Below are 19,304 nucleotides of genomic sequence, written 5' to 3'. Positions count from 1 at the left end.
CCGCCGTTCGAACGCGAATTTATTTACCAGGCTACCATGCTAAAAATAAAAGAAGAACAAAAGAACACGAAGAAAAAGTAGCCGCCTATCCGGGCGGCTATTTCATTTTTATGGGAAAGGGGGTACTACTTTGTCGCGTGAATTTACTATGGGTATTCGGCTAAACTACTTCGACAATGACTTTACACGCGGTATCCGGGAAGCTGCTCGAAATACAAATGGCTTTCGTGACAGTATGCGCGGTGCTAGCGGAAGCGCCGACGGATTGATAGGAAAGCTGGGGGGGCTAGCCGCTGCGCTGGGCGGTATTGCAGTAGGTAAAAAAGCCTTCGACTGGTTGATAGGCGCGAATGCCGATATGGAGCAGTACCAAAATACGCTAACTGTTGTAATGGGAAGCGCCGAAGAAGCGACGAAGACCCTGGCCTGGGCCAATAAATTCGCTGCGCAGACCCCTTTCGAGATTCCGCAAGTAGTCGAAGCGACTACCCGTATGTCTGCTTACGGAATCAGCGCACAGAAAACGCTGGGAATAGTCGGCGATATGGCTAGTGTCATGGGTAAAGACCTTATGCAAGCGGTTGAAGCCGTAGCAGATGCACAGACCGGGGAACTGGAACGGCTGAAAGAATTCGGTATAACGAAAAAAATGATACAAGACCAGGCGAAAGCCTTGGGCGCGAACCCCATAGATAGCAAAGGTACGATAACCGATATGAAAGCCTTTAATGCTGCGCTATTCTCGCTAATGGAAAAACGATTCCAGGGCGGTATGGCTATGCAGGCGAAAAGCTTTAAAGGCATGTTATCGAACGCCCAGGATTTCATGGGTACGTTGGGTCGACGGCTGGGGCAACCGCTATTTGAAAGGGCGAAGGCGCAGTTAGGTAAATTCCTGGGTACGCTGAATGAATTACAGGACAGCGGGACTATCGACCGTTTTATCTCTAACGTACACAAGGCCGGTACCGTTGTCGGGAACGTCTTCGGGTACATTGGGAATACGGTAGCCTGGGCGTTCGGTATGGTTAAGAAGGTAAGTGCCCCAGTTTTCAAGTATATACAGAAGAATTGGGACAACATTAAGCCATTCGTAGAAGGCGTAGCGATTGCTATAGGCGCGTTAGTCGCGGTTATGGGCGCTATGAAGACGGCGACAATGGTATCGACCGTCGCTTTGCGTCTTATGAACGCTGCCATGCTTACTAATCCGATAGGCTGGCTGATACTAGCCCTGGGGCTTGCTATAGGCCTTTTTATTAAGATGAACGGCGGTATCGAAGGAACGAAGCAGAAGCTAGCGGGCTGGTTTTCAGCCATGCAGGCCTGGTATAAGTCGGACGGTACGCAGGCGTTTATCGCTAAAGCTATCGCCGCTTTTAAGCAGCTAGCGAAAATGGCCGGGGAAGCGTTCGCCTGGCTGCAAGCCCAGGCCATAAAATACTGGCCGACTATTAAGGCGGTAGCTACCGTCGTAATTACCAACCTAGTTAACGGTTTTAAGTTTTTGGTAGCAACCGCGAAGAAATACTGGCCCGCTATTAAAGATACGATGCTGGACACCTGGAACATGGTAAAGACGAACATACTACCTGCCGCGAAGCAGTTGCTTACCGTCGTACAGGACGCCTTCGCTAAGATATGGGCCGCAGCTGTACCGCTGGCCGCAGCGCTTTATAAATTCTTCAAAGCCGTAATGCCTACGATAATGGTACTCATTGGCGCGGTAGCCTGGGCCGTAACCAAAATTTTATGGCCTATCGTTATACTGATATGGAAGCTGCTGCTGCAAGTAGCAGCCGCTGTAATTCCAGTCGTTACAGCTATCGCTACGTCGATTATGGGGGCTTTCACGAAGGTACTTAACTGGTTTGCTATCATATGGCCCGCTATTCTCAAAATTATTACCGTCGCGTTTGGTGTAATTCGTTTCCTATGGTCGGCCCTGGGGCCGTATATCATGGCCGCATTACAAGTCATATTTAGCATTATTTCGGGTGCTTTAGGCGTTATTATGGCCGTCGTAAAATTCGTCTGGAATACAATTTGCAGCGTTATCGAAATTGCCTGGGCGATAATTAGCGGAATCATACAGACGGCGCTGGGTATCCTTACGGGAGATTGGCAGATGGCCTGGGGCGGCATTAAAAGCATTTTCGAAGGAATATGGAATGGTATTATAGACTTCCTTAAAGGGTTGGGTAGTCTGTTCTACGATTCGGGTAAGGCTATTATTACGACGCTGGTAGATGGGATTAAGTCTATGGCTATGGCCCCGATAAACGCCGTTAAGAATATACTGGGGGAAGTAAGAAAATTCCTTCCTTTCTCTGACGCGAAAAAAGGGCCGCTTTCCGAATTGACCTACAGCGGGGGCGCAGTAATGACGACCCTAGCGACTGGCGTAAATAAAAAACAAGGCGCTTTACAGGACGCCGTAAGCAATGCCTTCGCGGGTACGAACTTGGGGCTTAATGTATCGGCGACAGCCACAGGCCCGCAGCTGGCCCCTGCTGCGTCGTTTAGCGCAGCCCCGACGAATATAGCACCGACCCAGGTAGGCGTCGCTACGCCACCGTCTGCGAAGGCTGGCGGCGACGTAAATGTAGGTAGCTTGGTAGGGGCGGTTACAATCCATCAGCAGCCTGGCGAAGACGCCGACGACCTGGTAGACAAATTTATTGACGAACTGTATACGCGGGTTAAGGAAGCGGCTGCTATCTTAACGTCGGCAGATAAGGAGGCGCTGATATGACGCTGCCGGGCATCGTAGTAGAAATAACCATTAAGGACAACGAAACCGGGAAAAGTTTAACCATCCCGGTACTGCCAACAACGGGCGAAATTGCCTACGACGACGGCGACCAAAAGCCGATAACCGTAGATATATTAGACCTGGGAAGCGTCGATATACCCGCAGGGGTAGAATTGGACGGCATCGGCTGGGAATCGTTCTTTCCGGCCCGGCACGACTCTAGCTACTGCGCCGTCGGCCCGGCGCTGCTTAAAAAACCGCTGGATTACCGTAGCCAGTTTTCGACCTGGAAGGATAATGGAACCAGCTTACAGGTGATTATTGCCGCCTTCGGCGTAAATAAGACCATGTACTTACAATCGTTTAAGCCGAAACTGCGGGGAGCGGAAGGCGACCTATACTACAGCGTCTACTTCAAAGAATTAAAGAAGCTGACACCGAATAAGGTACGGCCTGACGGAACGGTAGTAACCGGGAAGACAGCAGCCAACCGACCGGCGCCAACAGCTACGCCGAAGGCCGACACTTATACCGTCGTCGCTGGCGATACGCTTACGATTATCGGCAAGAAAGTACCGAAGCCCTGGCGGGAAATCTATAACGATAACATAGCGGTAATCGGGCCGAATCCGAATTTAATTTACCCGGGCCAGGTTTATAAGGTATGAGTATACGCCTGATAATCAATAGCCAGGACGTCGCGCCGCTGCTATCGGCCCCGCCCCGTATTATGGACGACATAGGGGCGGCTTGCCGTACGCTAGACTTTCAGCTGCAAAAAGCCGACGGCCTAGAAAACTACTTGGGGCAGCAAGTCGAATTATTTGTAGGCGATAAGCGCGAATTCTTCGGCTTCCTGGAAATTCGGGGCCGGGAAGCGCGGGGCATGATGGCGTACAAAGCTTACGACCCGCTGTACTTCCTAACCAAAAACCCCGACGACTATTACTTTAGCGCGGGACTGACGGCCAGCCAGCGGGCCGAAGAAGTGCTAAAAAACGTCGGCGTAGCGCGCGGGAAGATAGCCCCTACAGGGGTAACGCTTCCCGCGTCTTTTTATAAGGCGGCAGCTGGCGACCAGGTAATAACAGACGGCCTGGTAAAGACCGCCCAGGGCGGAGGGAAGAAATATTGGCTACGTTTCGACCCTTCCTTAGAGAGCTTCGGGGCTGTTATCTTCGAACGAAAACTTCCTTCCATAATGTGGGCCTTCCAGCGCGGCGTTAATATGACAAACGCCCGGTACGAAGAAAGCCTGGAAGACCTGTATAACGTCGTTAAGCTGATTAACCGTGAAACCGGGAAGACGATAACGCAGTACGATAGCCAGGCCATAGCTGACTTCGGCCCGCGTACACGCTTCGAAGAAGTGGACAAGGACAAAGCGGCGACAATGGCCCAGGATGCGGCGGCCATGCTGAAAGAAGGTAATAAGGTTAAGGCGACCATAGGTATAGAAGGCGTTAACGATGACCTGGTAATGCCAATTTTCCATGTAGGCGACGTTATCTACGTGGAAGACGGCGTAAGTATGGCGCTGGGGCCTTACTATATCCGTCGGGTAGAACATACCTTCATGAGCAGCCGACGTATCGGGCTAGTAATGGACGTCGAAGCCGCGCCGGGCCTTCCTGCTGCGCCGTTCGATAGCGCCGAAAAGGACGCGAAGGAATACACCCCGGACGGTAAGCAGATACAGAAAGCCACAGTAGGCAGCGCAACGAAGCCTGGGAAGGGTGTAAGCGAAAATGCAACCTATAGCCCGGAAATGCAGGCGCTAATCGACAAATACGCAAGCGACGCGAAGAAATAATAAGGGGGTGGGTAAGGATGGGACAAACAGACAAGAAGCTGGCGCTACTGCAAACGTTGGCCGGGCTGAGCCGGGGAGGTAGCAAGGCAGCAGGGCTATATACGGTAGTAGTAAAGACTTCTGACCCCGACCCTATTACCTTTGTAATGCAAGGTACGAAGTTGGCCTTGGGGCTGGATATTTTTGAAGTCCCAGTAGATTGCTACCCGTTAAGGGAAGGTGATACGCTGCTGGCGCTGCCGATAGTCGGCGGCCAGGGCGGCAGCAACCGCTGGGCAATCCTGGGGAAGCTGAACGGCGGCCTGGTTATGGCGACTATGCAAAGCGCCAACAGCTGCAAGCCCGACGGTATGGCTGCGACCTACAGCGTTTCAAAACCGTACGAGCTAACGCTGGTAAGCGGTGACCGGGTAGCGATTGCGCCGACCTGGAACGGTAACGCAGTAGCCTATGTCGTGCTGAACAAATATTAAGGGGGTGTAGTTAATGGCAGTAAAAGACCAGCGAAAAACACCCGTTTTTGATTGGCAGGCGGGCGAATTCGCAACCGACTTAACGGGCCGGGTTAAAACGGCCACAGGCGCGGAAGCCGTAGAACAAATAGTATTGAAAGCCCAGGCGACCATTCGCGGGCTTTTTTTAATTTACGCCGCTGACCCGGAAGTACCTGGAAGCCTGGGCCATATCTACGGCAGCGACGCGGACGCTATCCGAGCTTCTGACCTTCCGCCGGTAGCGAAAGCGTCGGAACTGGAACGGGCCATTCGGGAAGCAATTATATACGACCCCTGGATAAGTAACATAAGCGACATTTCCGTAGCCCGGCAACGGATGGACGAAGCGGTAATAACGGCGACTATCGACCATATCTACGGGACGACCGCCGTAACATTTAGCGCATAGAAAGGAGGATTATTCATGGCACGAAATAATTTTCAGCCAGTGTACGAAGAAACTGAAACGGCGATACGTGACAGGATGCTAGCGAAAGTAGAAGCCGATGGCTGGCGGACCGAACCCGGCGACTTCATGTACGACGCAGTAGCGCCGTCACCCGCTGAAATCAAACAGCTGCAAATTAACCAGGATAACATTCTAGCTAGCCGCTTCGCCCGGTACGCTACGGGGTTGGATATGGACGACTGCCTGTACGACGTCGGGTTGACGCGGATACAGGCCACAAAGAATAAGCGCGCATTACTTATTACAGCCGACGCAGGCATAACTATTCCAGCCGGGCAACTGCTATATGCTGTCGTACTGGACAACGAAGGGCAACCGCTGCAATTTACGACGGACGCCGCGACAACATGGACGACCAGTACAGCGAAAACCGTAACGGTAACATGCCAAGCAGCCGGAACGATAGGCAATCTGGCAACGGGCAGCCAATTCGTTTTACAGCCTACCATTCCAGGCGTTCGGATTATTAACGACCAGGGAACTACAGTCCTGGCGCGTGATACGGAAACGGACGAAGAAGCCTGGAAGCGGTACGACTTCAAGGTAACGCACCCGGACACCGGGGGAAATAAAAACGACCTGGTACGCTGGGCGCAGGAAGTCTCTGGCGTCGGTAAAGCAAAATGCATACCGCGCTGGGCGGGCGTCAATACATCGAAGGTTATTCTGGTAGGTAACGACTTCGCCCCGGCTTCGTCCCAGGTAGTCGCTGATACCCAGGCATACATGGACCCAGCAGCTGCTGGCCGGGGTGAAGGGAAGGCCCCTATGGGTAATGCTTGTACCGTAGCCGCAGCCGATAACCTGGTAGTTAACATTACCGTAATCGGGATACAGTACAAGACCGGGGCCATACCGGCAACCGTTAAAACGACTTTCGAAGCTTCGGTAAAGGCTTATCTTAAAGGCCTGGTATTCGAAGTAGACGCGGTTTCGAAGAACCCTCTACCAGTCTCATATAATCAAATTTTCGGGCTGTTAACATTCACAGAAGGGGTAAGTAACTTTACCAGCATAACCATTAACGGAGCGTCGGCGGATATAGCCTTAACCGCAACGCAAGCCCCTACAATGGGGACGGTGACAGGATTATGACCGAACGCGTAGACCGTATGCTAAGTCAAGCCCCGGATTACTACGAAACGAGCGCTATTTATAAAAAAATCCAGACCGTTCAGGGCGACGAATACGATAGCATATCGACAAAGAACGCCGACCTTAAAGCGCAGCTGCGCATAAAGTCGGCGACCTGGGGGCTGAAATACTACGAAGAAGCGCTGCGAATCCCGGTAATAGAATCCGATAGCTACGAAACTAGGCGGGGACGGATATTATCCAGCTGGCGAAGCCCAGGTAACTTCTCGTCGGCCCTTATTAAAACTGTCTGCGAATCCTTTGTTAACGGGCAAGTAGACGTTTCGATAGACCTAGCAAACAGCCAGGTACTTATAAAATTCAATGGCCCATATGGTGTCCCAGAAAAGATAGCCGACGTAAATGACGCGGTAGAAAATATTATACATGCTCACCTGGGTAAGACATTCAGCTTTAAGTTTCTTAAAGTAAGCGAAATAAACGCTATGACAATAAATACGCTGAACTCAACGAAGCTTTTAAACTTCGCGCCATTCGGCGCCATTTAGGAAAGGGGTGGGGTAAATGTCAACCACTACGAATCTGGCGCTGTATTACCCGAATACTGCGACTGATGGGGCCAACAGTTTTAACACGGATACCATGCTGCGGGATAACTGGGTAAAGCTAGACAATAAATTTAGCGGAACCACAGGGCACAGCCACGACGGTACAGCTGGAAACGGCCCTAAAATCGGAACCGCTGGCCTGGCAGCAAAAGCAGTAACAGCCGCGCAGTTGGCCGATAATACGATAACAGCCGCACAGATCGCCCTTAAAACAGTAACAGCTGCTCAACTGGCCGACAATACAGTAGGCAGCGGACAGCTTGCTGCTGGGGCCGCTATTGACGCAGTAGTAGGGAACCGAAGCATTGACGACACGGTAGAAGCTGCTACCGGGGCTGATACAATTTCGAATATGTTTTCTAAATTAGGGAACATGGTAAAGAAAATAACCGGGAAGTCGAACTGGTACACAGCCCCGGCTATCAGCTTAGAAACCGTAAACGGTAGATTGAACCAGGCTGTAAATACGACCAGCAGCCCTTCTTTTGTCCGGGCAACGTTCACACAAGCGACGGGCACGGCACCGTTAACCGTAGCAAGTACCACAGTAGTAACAAATCTGAACGCCGATTTATTGGACGGCCAACACGGGTCATACTACGCACCGACAGCCAGCCCGACATTCAGCGGAACCGTTAACGTTACGGGGACTAACGCCCGCCTTCAGATTGACAGCTATAACGGTGGCTTACGTTTCTCTGCTCTGAGCGCAGGCACAACCGGGTCCACATACGTCCACGGCCCTGCCGGTTCTGGCGACGACATTTTTACAATCACCAAGAATAGCACGACGCTTCAGGATTACACGGTACAAGTTGGCGGCACACAATCGGGAAAAATGAAGGCCGGTCAATTTATTTCTACGGTTGCTGACGGTACGGCGCCTATGACTACAGTTAGTTCGACGGTAGTACCTAATCTTAATGTCGATATGGTGGACGGTTATCACTTGGACCAAGACGTGCGGACGACAGCCAGTCCGACATGGGTAAGTGGTACGGCAACAGGCGGGGGTTTCAATGCTTCCAAATCATCGGGGGACCGTGGCTATTCCATTGGAAACATGGTATTAGGTGCTTTTAGTGGTTGGGATGCAAATACGTTGTACTTGAATACGTATAGCGCAAGCGGCGCAAGAACGGCGGCGTTTTCTAATGGTGTCGAGATGTACGGCAATTTCAAAGCGAATGGTAACATAGCCATATCTAACGGCGCGCCAATTATTGATCTTTACGAAAGTGACCAAGCAGGGGCAGACGAAAAACGATGGTGGATTGTCGCAGACGGCAAGAGTCTTCAAATCAGAACGGCAACTGATGCAGGAGCAAGCGGCAACACAGCCTTGACAATTTCACGCGGCACAGGCTTGGCAGTAGGCGGTTTGTCTATCAATGCAACAATGAGCGCCCCGCGCTTCCAATCTACGCAAGCCACGGGCACATCACCGTTTGTTGTATCGTCTACAACCGTAGTAACCAACTTAAACGCGGATTTATTGGACGGCCAACACGGTTCGTATTACGCACCAATCGCAAGTCCTAGCTTCACTGGTGACGTATCCGTAGCCGGTAAATTAGGGGCCAAGGTAACGACAGCAAAAGGGTACGTATCACAGGCCACGGCAGGCGTATATCAAAACCAATACACCAAGATTGCAACCCTTACGACGAACCAGCAATATTCAGATTACGCAGCAAAAATAAGCGTTCTAGGCATTGGTACTGGAGCCGCAACGGTGCCGCGCTGTGAGCTATTCATAAGGGTTAAGTTACAAGCGGCGCTTGGTAATAATCCTTTTGTGGAATTATTCGTGTCTGAGGCGGCGCATGCAAATAATTTCAAGGGTGATGTTTTCTCTGCCGTTGTAGCGACACTTAATCCGCTTGTGGTTGACCTGTACGTCAAGAATACGTCCAGCTATAACAACATTTGCCTTGAGCCGTACCATGAGCAGGCCCAAAATTTTACATGCACTTGGCTGGAAAATCAACCGTACGTAGCTACATTGCCAATCGGGGAAGGGTCCACGTTTACGTCCTCATATGTCGAATATCTGTATACCAAAAACACGACAGTGGACGATGGCGCAGGTAATTCATCCTTCAGGACCCTAACGTCAACAGTAGCAACGGGCACGGCGCCGTTTACGGTGGCTTCCACGACCGCCGTAGCCAACTTAAACGTTGACATGCTGGACGGAAAACACGCAAATGACTTTGCATTATCAGCAAGTAAGGTTTCCGAATATTTGCTGTCAACGACGGCGGCAACAACGATTGCGACATATACGCCGCCAGCGCAAGGGAATTATTTGATTGGCGTCTATATGCGTGTTGTTACGGGTGCAACTAACGTAACCGTCACAGTGAACTATGCCGACGCGTCGGGTGCGCAAACAACAACATTGTTGAACAACCAATCAACAGCTGTAGGCAGTAATAGCCTATTGCCGGTATTCATTAATGCTGTTTCAGGTACGGCAATCACTGTTAAAGTCACAGCAGGCACAGCAAGCCGCGTTTATGCATCGGCTTCAATTGTGGGGGTGTAAACTAATGGCAATCATACTGTTGGGCGGCGATGCCACCCCTTCCGATGTAAGGCTAGGGAAGAAGTTTTCGGCGGGAACTAATTATTTAGTTAACGGGACCTTGGATGCGTATGCAACAGGGGAGACGGTGCCTGTTTCTAAAACCGGCGGAAAGCCCCTTATGAACCTTAGAAGTATGTTAGGTTCGTATGCGGTTTTCAATTCCAACGGCTACATGGCGGTGTACCAATATACGTCACAAACCACGACCGACATAAACTTGTACGACCCACAAGGAAATCTCATTATCACGAAAACGTATAATCAAGCCGGTTCGTCTTGGAGTGCTTATTTAACAGCGGTTGGAGACAAGTTTTTATACTTCGGAAATAACGGCGGCACAGAGGGCGTTAAAATCTATATCTTGCAACAAAATGGCACGGTTACGTCTATAACAAAACCGTCCGGGGCTTATGTGTGGACAGGTGGGTTAGACAGTACATCAAACAGCGTCTACGTGATGGACGCAAGCAATAACTACACCCTATCGAAAATTAATCTTTCTACGGGGACCACTACTTGGTCTAAGGCGAATGTGGGTTATTGCCGCGCTGGGATTGAAACCTATGACGGCGGGGTACTTGCATACGATGGCGGGGGTATCAAGTATATCAATTCATCTGGCTCAACGATTAGTGGTGACCTATTTGTGCCGTCAAAAGGGTCTAGTGGCGGGCAGACCTGGTTAACAAGAATAGGACAGAATGGGAGCAAAACACGTTTCTTTGTGGGAAGTACGGCTTGGTCTGGCGGCGTTGTATATGACTTCGACCCAAGCGCAATAAGCATAACGCAAATATGGGTGCCGCAAGAGGTCCCCGATTTTATCAACGGTACAACCTATACGGCAACCAAAACGAAGGACGGCGGTTTGTTCACAATGAAAAACGGGACGTCAAAAGTATATGACTCAAACGGAAACCTGCTGTCTACGCAAATTATCCCGAATGCCGGTTATAGCAATTCGTTTGATTCGGGCGGGGATTGCATCATGAACCCGGTTGATGGTTCCATAATCGTAAAGAACGGGGCACAAAATGCTTTTACCCAAATTTATGTAAGTGGGTACAAATTAACATAGGCCGTAAACCAAAAGTAATTTCTATTGATAAATTTAACCAAAAGTGAAAGCCCCGTGCATAGCGGGGCTTTACTATTGCCAAGAGGGGCAGGGGATAATTTGAGCAATACGACGCGGATACCGGCACCAGAAGAATACGGGGAACATATCGCCAGGCTAAACGCCGAAAGTATGGAAGCGAAGCGCCGAATGGAACGACTGGAAGAAAACTATACGCGGCTGGATACGCAGCTGCAAACCTTACAGAACTACCAAACGAAGACGCATACGCTGGTAGAAACCGTCGTAACGCGCTTCGACGGCTTCGAAAGCCGAATCCTTACGATATTCGGGCAAATGACCCAGGACAGCGCGAAGCTGCTGCAAAGCATGACGAAGGGCGGCCAGCAAGAACGCAGCAAGCAATATAGCAAGACGACGGAACTAATTAGGGACGTCGTTAAGCTAACCATAGCTGCCGCTATAGGTTATTTGCTAACGAAAGGGGGCGGGGCTTAATGCAAATCGTACAACGGGGAAATGAACATACGAACAGCAGTAGCCGCGAAGGTTACGTACCTATTGGGATATGCGACCATATTAGCGGCGGCAGTATGTCTAGTATGCGTAGTTGGTTTACTAGCGCAGGTAACGACGTAAGTAGCGCGCACTTCGGCGTAAGTAAAACGGGCGAAATCGACCAGTACGTAGATATTCGCCGAATGGCATGGACGCAAGGAATTACCGCTGCAAGCCTGCCAAAAGTAACCGCGCAAATTGTTAAGGACAAATGTGCTAGGGGTTTTATTAATCCGAATAAATTCCTGGTAGGCATTGAACACGAAGGGACAGACGGCCAGCTTACCGAAGCCCAACTGGCGGCCAGCGTATGGCTTCATAAGTTTATAGCCGACGAAGTAGCCCGTATCTGGGGCGAATCGGCGCGTTTCCCGCTTAACAGTTACACCGTAGTAGGCCATTTTCAAATTGATCCGGTACGTAAGCCGTACTGCCCTGGGCCAAAATTCCCCTGGCAGGCGCTGTATTCCGCATTTAAGGAGGACGAACCAATGACAGCAGCAGAACGCGCCGAACTGGAAGCGCTGAAAACATCTAACGCTACTATTCTTAAAACGCTAAATGCACAGACTGAAAAAATCAAAGACCTGGAAAACACCCGCGACATTCCAGCCCCTGAATGGGCGAAGGAAGCGGCAGCCTACTATGGGCCGTACATGTCCCCTAAAACGGGAAGCGTTGATTTTTGGAGGGCTATTACTATTCAATACCGCAAAGAAAAGGGGCTGAAAGTATGACGAAGAAACAGCGCGACGCACTAATTAAACGCCTTAAAAACCCTCTATTTTTGGCGGCCCTGGCTTCGGGCCTGTACCAGCTGCTGGTTAGGTACAACGTAGCCCCGGACGCCGGGACGTACCAGCTGTACGTAGACCTGGTTAATTACGTCCTGCTGGGCGCCGGTATTTACAGTACGTTTGGAAATACCGAAACTAATACGAAGTAATCCTGGCGGCGGGCGTTGCCCCAATGCCGGGAAGTTTACCCCTTCGACTTCACCCCTGGCCTGCGGGCTGGGGGCTTTTTAATTTATTCGCCGCTTTGCTGCGCTCTATGTTAAAATAAAGCTCATTGAAAACTTCATACCGTTACGGGGGCGCAGCATGGACACAGAATTGGGCCGCTGCCTTCTCTACGAACGGAGAACCGAAAAAGGTTGGACACAGCAGCAGCTTGCCGATAAAACGAACTTCGATTTTCGGCAAATATCCCAATGGGAAACGAATGAACGGGTATTAATGCTGAAAAATGCCTTCATTCTTGCAAACGTGCTGGGTTGTGACCCGCGCGCCTTATATGAATTCGGTTTCCGTTTAAAGAAAAGGCCAAAGTAAACCTAAAAATCAGGTTTACTTCGGCCCGGCCTCTACGCCCCCGTAGAGTTAACGATATAAGAATGAACTTCGAATTTAAACAGCCTGTACGTAACCTTGTTGAGCAGCTGCTATTTCGTGTTCAACCGCTGCAATGTCTTCGGCGACATGTAGCTGCAACTGTTGCATGACCTGGATGTTAAGTGCCAGCAGCCTTTCCGCTTGAATTAGTTTGCTATGTGCCGAAGTAAGAACTTCGATACTTTCTACGATGTTCGCCACTTTAATTATCCCCCTTAATGAAAACCTTGGTTGTTCGATACAACAAAAACCAGCAAAGTATATCTACTTCACCGACCCTTATCGTTCGTCACTTAAGTTGCCAATGCTTATTGACCCAGGCCCGCGTCGTTCGTCACTTACGTTGCCAGGGGTAAGTTATATGGTTAAGTTTGCCGTATCTTCGATATTAGGAGGTTCATTAGCTGCGCCGCTTTCGATTAGTAATCTCAAATCACTACTAAGCGTAATCAGCATGAAAGTGTAGTTATCGTCTACACGAAATTCCATTCCTGTGATGCGCAGCAACTTGTTAATTCTCGTAAACATTCGTTCGTAGATAGGAATGGAGATACCCCGTAGATACTCGAAATAGCTGTATGTATGTCGATTTTCATTAAGGAAACCCAGCAAAAGTTTTTCCGACCCTATTAATTCGGTTTCGAATCGGGTAAATACAGCATTTCCGACGATTCGGACTTCGGTTTGAATTGGGCCGCGCCCCATAATGTTTTTATGGGTTTTCGCCAGGGCCTTTTCTAGTCCATGTTCGAACTGTTCAATTCGATTCTGACTGTTCATGTTGTTATCCACAGATTACAAGCACCAACCTTTACATAATATAATTTTCCAGAATTTTCGTCAAGAAATTACAACCTTCGACCTACCCGCAAATAAAGCTACCTTTACGAGAGGAAGGAAATAGTAGGATTATCGCATAGACCCATTAGAACAATCAATGGATAAATATTAACAAGATATCAGTAAAGATATCTTTACTTCTTTTTGTTATCTGTGTATAATGTTATCTATAGGTAACGAAATAAACGAAATGAGGGTGACAAAATGGCGAAAACGGTATACGCAGCGACAGTAAACGGGGTAGAGGTAACGCGCACGACTGACCGCACCTACAGCCATGCGGTAGTATGGGCTTCGGACTGCGGCAAGATGGTCAAGGCGAAGGCGTTTAGCGGCAGCCAGGTACTGGCGCAGAAAGCACGTAACCAACTTAATGACGGAACTTTCGTAAAGACCCCGGAAGAATTGCAGGGGCTGGGGCTTGACCCGGAAGCTTACGAAGTGCTAGACACGAACCCCAAATACCGCATTGTACCGGGTAAATGGCTTATCGTCCCTGTAGCGCCGAAAATGAAGTAGAAAGCCGGGGGCTTTGGCCCCTTTATAATATTAGTAATCGAAGGGACTGGACGAAATGAATAAGAGAAATAAGCGTAGGGTAACACCAAAACAATTTGAACAACTAAGGGATGTACTTTTTATGGTGTTCGTTTATTACCAGGACGGAAGGTACGCGGGAAGCTGCGAAAATATGAACTTCTTCCAGGCTATGGCATACCAGGCAGAAGTACAGCAGGGGCAGAAAGTAGCAGTAATCTACGAAATGCGTTACCATTATCGGCTACCAGTTATTCCAACCGATCATATACTAAACCCAAATACGCTAGGGTTTAAGCTGGCTGTACTTCCGCTTCTTATGCAGGAACCTTATAACCCGTATTTAACCTGGAAGGAAGTGGAGGACTTTTGCCGCGCCAGGGGCTATGTCCAGGAACGTATCGACCATAGCAGAACTATCGAAATAGGTACTAAACTAGTAGGGGGGCAACAGTATGAATAAACGAGCAACGCAGCAATTTATCGATAAGTACATGAAGCAGGCAGTAGAGAATTATGCAAAGGGCCTTTTTAGCGCCGACAAGACAGACGGTCAGCTGGTTATTCTTTCACAGCTTGCCCTGGTATCCATTCATGATAAGCAGCGCCATTACCGCATAAGCGAAATACAGAAGGCCGTAAGGATTGGCGACGTCACCCAGGCAAAGCTGCTGATTTCCCCGAATTGGAACAGCACAGCCGCCGAAGACGAAGAAAACTTTAAGCGGATATATTAGAAACAAAAGGCCCCCAGCGGGCCTTTTTTCGTTTTCTGTTGTCTGTAGGGGACAATCCAGGTACAATATAGGAAATATCAGGAAGGGACTAGGTATTATGTCGCTTAGATTGAAAATCGTAACAGGCTGTAAGCATGTAAAAGGGAAAGAAGTATACATAGATAAGGGGGATAAGCCGGGTACGCTGAAATTCAAAACAGGCTTATTTTCTTCTTCGACGCTATCAGTTGCCGGGCTGGACTGGCAAGAAGCCGCAACCCGAAGCGCTGGAAAAGCAGCAGCTGGGGCAATTATAGGCGGCGCGCTTACCGGGGGCATAGGCCTATTAGCCGGGGCAGCAATCGGGGGCCGAAAGAAGGACGCCAGTACAGCCGTAATAACTTTCGAAGACGGCCAGCGATTATACGTAAAGGCAACTGGGAAGGACTTCGAAAAGCTGCAAACCTGGCTGTAAAGACTTCCAGCGCTAAAATACATATATATAATATAAATATATAATATATAAATAAAATTTATTATTATATATATAGTTATTAATAGTATTTATTAAGTATATAGAATTACTCTTTTCTTCTTCTCTTTTGGACTTTTAATATAAGACCGCTGTAATTTGCCGGGGGGGTACTTTTCTAGTACACTTTCCCGGCTTTCGTTTTTTATCTAAAGATACCCCCCTTTCGAATTGCTGAATTTATATATGCAGTCCCCCGTTAATCGTTCTCTGTAGAAGTCTTTACTTCAAGTTATCTTTACTAGTATAATAGTGATTAAGAGTTACTACATTATAATGTACGAAAGCGGGTTGCTAAATGGCTAAAGGTAAACGAATCGCAGAAGGTAAGACCCTGGTAGTTTACAGTACGAAGGTAGGCAGCGAAACGCGGGCGCTGTTGGACGCCCTGGCGAAAGCGAACGGCCCGGAATTCGGCCAGCGCGAACTGCTAGAAGAAATGATACCCCTTTATATGGCTGCGAACCCGGACAAGGCGGCGAAAGCGAAGGCACTGCTGGAATTGCTGGGCTGGGGGGAATTGTCGGCCAGTATCGCAGCTGCCCCTGTAGTGAAACAACCGGAGAGCGATATTGCTGACGGCATTATGCGCCATTTCGACGCAACTTTCGATGAAGTAGCTAATAAGCATAAGCCCACAACCGTAAAGACGGTACGCTACCAAGGGAACCCGAAAGTACACCTTTATGAACCGGGAAGCAAAAATTCCACTGGCTGTGGTCTGGCTGGAACAATCGACCCAGAAACAATAGCAGACCAGGAACCTAGTGCTGTGACATGTGGGAAATGCCGCTACTGCCGTAAAACGGTATTTGCTTAATTTTTATTAGGTAGGGGGCCAGGGAAATGTCCGAAGAAAATGTAATCCCGAAGGAATGGGTATTCAAAGGGATAAGGGTAAGTAAAGGTAAGCGCGTATATGCTTGGGGAGTGGTAGGCTCAGATAGCTACGGATTGTATGACAAGCCCCTGGTAGCAGCTAGCGTTGGCGGCATATACCAATTTTACGAAACAGCGGACGGCGAAAGTTTTAAGGTGAGCGGCAAATATGCGCCGTATTTCCTGCGAAGGCATGATAACAAGGAAGAAGTAAAAATATGGGCTGCGGAAGAAGAAGCAGCGAAGCAGCAGCTGGCTGTCAAATCGTTGAATACTAAAGCTGCTAAGGTTGAACCGTTGGAAGATATTTTTGTCGGGCTTCGTGCTATAATCCCCAAACTTAATCGAACAGAACGCCGGGCGTTATTTGCCCGTATTGCCGACGAAGTTTTCGGGGGCCAGGCTTGACCGATAACCTGGAACAAGTAAGCCGCGTCTACCTGGTGACTGTTACCGGGTACTGCCGCAGCTGCCGGGAAACGGAACTATTCGACCGCTTCCGGGTAACAAAGAAACACACAATAACCGGGGAAACAGAAGTAAGCACGGTAGCTGTATGCCAGGGCTGCGAACAGGAATTCGAAATAGCATAGACCGAAGAAAAAAGCCTGTTAAAAAAAGGGCTTTTTTTATTTTGTCGGGAACATATATAATGAGGGGAACAGTCGTTCTAGGTAAGGAGTGGTATTATGCTGCGAAAGAAAAATCTTTCTCAATTAATAGAAGGATTAAGAACTAACGAAAATGTAATCAACTGGCACGAAGTTGAACCTATAGAAGCAAAATCAAGACCCATGCCCGATAGCGTAGACGCACGGATAAAGGCAGCCCTGGCTAAAAGGGGTATTGAACAGTTATACAGTCACCAACACACGGCATATGAAACAATTCGTAAAGGCGAAAATGTCGTAGCTGTAACCCCGACTGCTTCGGGAAAGACGTTATGTTATAACCTTCCTGTTCTACAGGCAATCGCAGAAGACGACGCCAGCCGCGCGCTTTACTTGTTCCCGACGAAAGCCCTGGCGCAAGACCAAAAAAGCGAACTGAACGAAATCATAGCCGAAATGGGAATCGACATTAAAAGCTTTACCTATGACGGAGACACTTCCCCAGCAATTCGGCAGATTGTTAAGAACGTCGGCCATATCGTTATAACGAACCCTGATATGCTGCATTCGGCGATTCTGCCGCACCATACGAAATGGGTAAGCTTATTCAGTAATCTAAAATACATTGTTATTGACGAACTGCATACATACAGGGGCGTTTTCGGCAGCCATGTAGCAAACGTCATACGTAGGTTGCAACGTATCTGCAAATTCTACGGCAGCAATCCGCTTTTTATATGTACGTCTGCGACAATCGCAAACCCGAAGGAACTAGCCGAACAGCTAACAGGTAAACCTATGCGGCTAATTGACGACAACGGCGCGCCAAGAGGAAGGAAGCATTTCGTATTTTATAACCCGCCAATCGTTAATAAGCCTTTGAACCTTCGAAAAAGCGCGACTGTCGAAGTAAACCAATTAGCTAAAGAGTTTCTTTCTAATAAAGTACAGACAATCGTTTTTGCCCGTAGCCGGGTAAGGGTTGAACTTATTCTAAGCCATTTGCAGGAACTGGTTAAGAATGAACTGGGGGCCAAATCCATACGCGGCTATCGGGGCGGCTATTTGCCGAACCAGCGCCGGGAAATCGAACGGGGCTTACGGAACGGGGAAATACTGGGCGTCGTAAGTACGAACGCCTTGGAACTGGGCGTAGATATTGGACAGCTGCAAGTCTGTATTATGTCGGGGTATCCGGGCAGCGTCGCCAGCACCTGGCAGCAAGCAGGCCGGGCAGGCAGAAGGCACGGCGAAGCCCTTGTCGTAATGGTAGCCAGCAATACGCCTATAGACCAGTATGTAGTACAAAATCCCGAATACTTCTTCGAACGTTCCCCGGAATCGGCGCGCATTAACCCGGAAAATTTGTTAATCCTGGTAGACCATATGCGGTGCGCGGCATATGAACTTCCGTTTAAAAAGGGGGATGAATTCGGCCCAGCTGAGATAATCGACATACTGGAATACCTGGTAGAAGAAAGAGTGCTTACCCAGGCTGGGGATACGTTCTACTGGGCGAATCAATCTTTCCCAGCGCATGAAGTTAGCCTGCGGTCTGCTGCCCAGGAAAACGTCGTAATTATCGACCAATCGGACGTAGCGAACGTAAGGATTATCGGTGAAATGGACCGGTTTAGCGCAATGACCCTTTTACATGACGAAGCCATATACTTACATGAAGGCGTACAGTTTCAAGTCGAAAAATTGGACTGGGAACATAAAAAGGCCTACGTACGCGAAGTCGATGTAGAATATTACACCGACGCGAACCTGGCCGTTAAGTTAAAAGTCCTTTCCATAGACCGAACCGAAAACAGGCGAACCACGTCCATTAATCAAGGCGACGCGGCTGTAAATATTATGGCAACAATGTTTAAAAAAATCCGTTTAACGAGTTTCGAAAATATTGGTTATGGCCCTATAAAACTGCCCGAAGAAGAACTGCATACCAGCGCGACCTGGATAGAAATAAAAGAGGTTGACCCGACGTTAGAAACAAAAACCCTGGAACAGCTTCTAATGGGCATATCCAATGTGATACGGCATATCGTCCCGATACATGTTATGTGTGACCGTAGCGACATTCATGTAGTTTCACAAATAAGGGCCGAACATTCGCAGCTGCCGACGATCTTTATCTACGACCATTATCCCGGCGGTATCGGGTTAGCCGAAGACGTTTATAAGCGATTCGACGAAATAAAAGCAGCCGCTATAAACTTAGTTCGACGCTGCCCATGCGAAGATGGATGCCCTTCATGTATTGGAACAGAAGTCGAAGGAATGGACGCAAAGAAAAAATCCCTTCTATTAATGGAGGGATTATAAAGCG

23 protein-coding genes are annotated in these 19,304 nt (G+C 49.0%); 21 read left to right on the top strand and 2 right to left on the bottom strand.

The features are described 5' to 3' along the window. Window positions 1-130: 130 nt before the first annotated feature. The 13 genes from WFK81_RS11465 (at window position 131) to WFK81_RS11405 (ending at window position 12,797) form a co-directional block, all read left to right on the top strand. Entirely contained in the window at window positions 131-2,755 is a 2,625-nt protein-coding gene (locus tag WFK81_RS11465) for a hypothetical protein (RefSeq protein ID WP_336786558.1), read from the top strand. Further along, the gene (locus WFK81_RS11460) at window positions 2,752-3,423 is read left to right on the top strand and encodes a LysM peptidoglycan-binding domain-containing protein (RefSeq protein WP_336786557.1); all 672 of its coding nucleotides are present in this window, start codon (window positions 2,752-2,754) and stop codon (window positions 3,421-3,423) included. The genes WFK81_RS11465 and WFK81_RS11460 overlap by 4 nt, the downstream gene beginning before the upstream one ends. A gap of 62 nt (window positions 3,424-3,485) precedes the next feature. Next, window positions 3,486-4,568: an XkdQ/YqbQ family protein gene (locus tag WFK81_RS11455; RefSeq protein ID WP_336786556.1), complete on the top strand. Its 1,083-nt coding sequence runs from the start codon at window positions 3,486-3,488 to the stop codon at window positions 4,566-4,568. 146 nt (window positions 4,569-4,714) lie between these two features. Next, window positions 4,715-5,041, top strand: a complete 327-nt coding sequence (locus tag WFK81_RS11450) for a hypothetical protein (RefSeq protein ID WP_336786555.1) — start codon at window positions 4,715-4,717, stop codon at window positions 5,039-5,041. A 13-nt stretch (window positions 5,042-5,054) separates the two neighbouring features. After that, window positions 5,055-5,471 carry a DUF2634 domain-containing protein gene (locus tag WFK81_RS11445; protein ID WP_336786554.1) on the top strand — a complete coding sequence of 139 codons (417 nt, stop codon included), beginning with the start codon at window positions 5,055-5,057 and terminating at the stop codon, window positions 5,469-5,471. A 15-nt stretch (window positions 5,472-5,486) separates the two neighbouring features. Further along, window positions 5,487-6,626, top strand: coding sequence for a baseplate J/gp47 family protein (locus tag WFK81_RS11440; protein WP_336786553.1), 1,140 nt, complete (start codon window positions 5,487-5,489; stop codon window positions 6,624-6,626). After that, window positions 6,623-7,174: a putative phage tail protein gene (locus WFK81_RS11435; RefSeq protein WP_336786552.1), complete on the top strand. Its 552-nt coding sequence runs from the start codon at window positions 6,623-6,625 to the stop codon at window positions 7,172-7,174. The genes WFK81_RS11440 and WFK81_RS11435 overlap by 4 nt, the downstream gene beginning before the upstream one ends. 16 nt (window positions 7,175-7,190) lie before the next feature. Then, the gene (locus WFK81_RS11430; protein ID WP_336786551.1) at window positions 7,191-9,785 is read left to right on the top strand and encodes a hypothetical protein; all 2,595 of its coding nucleotides are present in this window, start codon (window positions 7,191-7,193) and stop codon (window positions 9,783-9,785) included. Between the two features lie 4 nt (window positions 9,786-9,789). Further along, on the top strand, window positions 9,790-10,905 hold the full coding sequence (locus WFK81_RS11425) for a hypothetical protein (RefSeq protein ID WP_336786550.1): 1,116 nt from the start codon (window positions 9,790-9,792) through the stop codon (window positions 10,903-10,905). A 99-nt stretch (window positions 10,906-11,004) separates the two neighbouring features. Next, window positions 11,005-11,403 carry a hypothetical protein gene (locus tag WFK81_RS11420; RefSeq protein WP_336786549.1) on the top strand — a complete coding sequence of 133 codons (399 nt, stop codon included), beginning with the start codon at window positions 11,005-11,007 and terminating at the stop codon, window positions 11,401-11,403. Next, the gene (locus WFK81_RS11415; protein WP_336786548.1) at window positions 11,403-12,200 is read left to right on the top strand and encodes an N-acetylmuramoyl-L-alanine amidase; all 798 of its coding nucleotides are present in this window, start codon (window positions 11,403-11,405) and stop codon (window positions 12,198-12,200) included. The genes WFK81_RS11420 and WFK81_RS11415 overlap by 1 nt, the downstream gene beginning before the upstream one ends. After that, the gene (locus WFK81_RS11410; protein ID WP_336786547.1) at window positions 12,197-12,409 is read left to right on the top strand and encodes a hypothetical protein; all 213 of its coding nucleotides are present in this window, start codon (window positions 12,197-12,199) and stop codon (window positions 12,407-12,409) included. The genes WFK81_RS11415 and WFK81_RS11410 overlap by 4 nt, the downstream gene beginning before the upstream one ends. A gap of 157 nt (window positions 12,410-12,566) precedes the next feature. Further along, entirely contained in the window at window positions 12,567-12,797 is a 231-nt protein-coding gene (locus WFK81_RS11405) for a helix-turn-helix domain-containing protein (RefSeq protein WP_336786546.1), read from the top strand. Between the two features lie 75 nt (window positions 12,798-12,872). Here the strand turns inward: WFK81_RS11405 and WFK81_RS11400 are convergent, their stop codons facing one another. Both WFK81_RS11400 and WFK81_RS11395 read right to left on the bottom strand, forming a co-directional pair. After that, window positions 12,873-13,058: a hypothetical protein gene (locus WFK81_RS11400; RefSeq protein ID WP_336786545.1), complete on the bottom strand. Its 186-nt coding sequence runs from the start codon at window positions 13,056-13,058 to the stop codon at window positions 12,873-12,875. A gap of 156 nt (window positions 13,059-13,214) precedes the next feature. Further along, window positions 13,215-13,637 carry a Na-translocating system protein MpsC family protein gene (locus tag WFK81_RS11395; RefSeq protein WP_336786544.1) on the bottom strand — a complete coding sequence of 141 codons (423 nt, stop codon included), beginning with the start codon at window positions 13,635-13,637 and terminating at the stop codon, window positions 13,215-13,217. Window positions 13,638-13,901: 264 nt separating this feature from the next. On the opposite strand from WFK81_RS11395, the gene WFK81_RS11390 reads away from it, so the two are divergent. The 8 genes from WFK81_RS11390 (at window position 13,902) to WFK81_RS11355 (ending at window position 19,300) form a co-directional block, all read left to right on the top strand. Next, on the top strand, window positions 13,902-14,216 hold the full coding sequence (locus WFK81_RS11390) for a hypothetical protein (protein WP_336786543.1): 315 nt from the start codon (window positions 13,902-13,904) through the stop codon (window positions 14,214-14,216). Between the two features lie 55 nt (window positions 14,217-14,271). Then, entirely contained in the window at window positions 14,272-14,697 is a 426-nt protein-coding gene (locus tag WFK81_RS11385; RefSeq protein ID WP_336786542.1) for a hypothetical protein, read from the top strand. Continuing rightward, complete coding sequence (locus WFK81_RS11380; protein ID WP_336786541.1) at window positions 14,690-14,971, top strand: hypothetical protein; 282 nt, start codon at window positions 14,690-14,692, stop codon at window positions 14,969-14,971. Before WFK81_RS11385 ends, WFK81_RS11380 begins: the two co-directional genes overlap by 8 nt. A 97-nt stretch (window positions 14,972-15,068) precedes the next feature. Beyond that, on the top strand, window positions 15,069-15,425 hold the full coding sequence (locus WFK81_RS11375; protein WP_336786540.1) for a hypothetical protein: 357 nt from the start codon (window positions 15,069-15,071) through the stop codon (window positions 15,423-15,425). A gap of 355 nt (window positions 15,426-15,780) precedes the next feature. After that, window positions 15,781-16,302: a hypothetical protein gene (locus tag WFK81_RS11370; protein ID WP_336786539.1), complete on the top strand. Its 522-nt coding sequence runs from the start codon at window positions 15,781-15,783 to the stop codon at window positions 16,300-16,302. Between the two features lie 26 nt (window positions 16,303-16,328). Then, window positions 16,329-16,769: a hypothetical protein gene (locus WFK81_RS11365; protein WP_336786538.1), complete on the top strand. Its 441-nt coding sequence runs from the start codon at window positions 16,329-16,331 to the stop codon at window positions 16,767-16,769. Beyond that, window positions 16,766-16,954, top strand: a complete 189-nt coding sequence (locus tag WFK81_RS11360) for a hypothetical protein (RefSeq protein ID WP_336786537.1) — start codon at window positions 16,766-16,768, stop codon at window positions 16,952-16,954. Before WFK81_RS11365 ends, WFK81_RS11360 begins: the two co-directional genes overlap by 4 nt. 99 nt (window positions 16,955-17,053) lie before the next feature. Continuing rightward, window positions 17,054-19,300 carry a DEAD/DEAH box helicase gene (locus WFK81_RS11355; RefSeq protein ID WP_336787310.1) on the top strand — a complete coding sequence of 749 codons (2,247 nt, stop codon included), beginning with the start codon at window positions 17,054-17,056 and terminating at the stop codon, window positions 19,298-19,300. Window positions 19,301-19,304 lie beyond the last annotated feature (4 nt).

Origin of the sequence: Paenibacillus sp. MMO-177 (assembly GCF_037147795.1) — a bacterium.
Classification (GTDB): domain Bacteria; phylum Bacillota; class Bacilli; order Paenibacillales; family Paenibacillaceae; genus Pristimantibacillus.
The sequence above is the reverse complement of the archived record's forward strand: the minus strand, read 5'-3'. Positions and strand labels throughout refer to the sequence as shown.

Excerpts from the sequence above, each read along its gene's own strand:
- WFK81_RS11430 (WP_336786551.1), top strand. The coding sequence starts at position 7,191 with ATGTCAACCACTACGAATCTGGCGCTGTATTACCCGAATACTGCGACT.
- WFK81_RS11415 (WP_336786548.1), top strand. The coding sequence starts at position 11,403 with ATGCAAATCGTACAACGGGGAAATGAACATACGAACAGCAGTAGCCGC.
- WFK81_RS11455 (WP_336786556.1), top strand. The coding sequence starts at position 3,486 with ATGGACGACATAGGGGCGGCTTGCCGTACGCTAGACTTTCAGCTGCAA.
- WFK81_RS11370 (WP_336786539.1), top strand. The coding sequence starts at position 15,781 with ATGGCTAAAGGTAAACGAATCGCAGAAGGTAAGACCCTGGTAGTTTAC.
- WFK81_RS11440 (WP_336786553.1), top strand. The coding sequence starts at position 5,487 with ATGGCACGAAATAATTTTCAGCCAGTGTACGAAGAAACTGAAACGGCG.
- WFK81_RS11445 (WP_336786554.1), top strand. The coding sequence starts at position 5,055 with ATGGCAGTAAAAGACCAGCGAAAAACACCCGTTTTTGATTGGCAGGCG.
- WFK81_RS11365 (WP_336786538.1), top strand. The coding sequence starts at position 16,329 with ATGTCCGAAGAAAATGTAATCCCGAAGGAATGGGTATTCAAAGGGATA.
- WFK81_RS11385 (WP_336786542.1), top strand. The coding sequence starts at position 14,272 with ATGAATAAGAGAAATAAGCGTAGGGTAACACCAAAACAATTTGAACAA.
- WFK81_RS11450 (WP_336786555.1), top strand. The coding sequence starts at position 4,715 with ATGCAAGGTACGAAGTTGGCCTTGGGGCTGGATATTTTTGAAGTCCCA.
- WFK81_RS11390 (WP_336786543.1), top strand. The coding sequence starts at position 13,902 with ATGGCGAAAACGGTATACGCAGCGACAGTAAACGGGGTAGAGGTAACG.
- WFK81_RS11425 (WP_336786550.1), top strand. The coding sequence starts at position 9,790 with ATGGCAATCATACTGTTGGGCGGCGATGCCACCCCTTCCGATGTAAGG.
- WFK81_RS11395 (WP_336786544.1), bottom strand. The coding sequence starts at position 13,637 with ATGAACAGTCAGAATCGAATTGAACAGTTCGAACATGGACTAGAAAAG.
- WFK81_RS11380 (WP_336786541.1), top strand. The coding sequence starts at position 14,690 with ATGAATAAACGAGCAACGCAGCAATTTATCGATAAGTACATGAAGCAG.
- WFK81_RS11460 (WP_336786557.1), top strand. The coding sequence starts at position 2,752 with ATGACGCTGCCGGGCATCGTAGTAGAAATAACCATTAAGGACAACGAA.
- WFK81_RS11435 (WP_336786552.1), top strand. The coding sequence starts at position 6,623 with ATGACCGAACGCGTAGACCGTATGCTAAGTCAAGCCCCGGATTACTAC.
- WFK81_RS11410 (WP_336786547.1), top strand. The coding sequence starts at position 12,197 with ATGACGAAGAAACAGCGCGACGCACTAATTAAACGCCTTAAAAACCCT.
- WFK81_RS11405 (WP_336786546.1), top strand. The coding sequence starts at position 12,567 with ATGGACACAGAATTGGGCCGCTGCCTTCTCTACGAACGGAGAACCGAA.
- WFK81_RS11375 (WP_336786540.1), top strand. The coding sequence starts at position 15,069 with ATGTCGCTTAGATTGAAAATCGTAACAGGCTGTAAGCATGTAAAAGGG.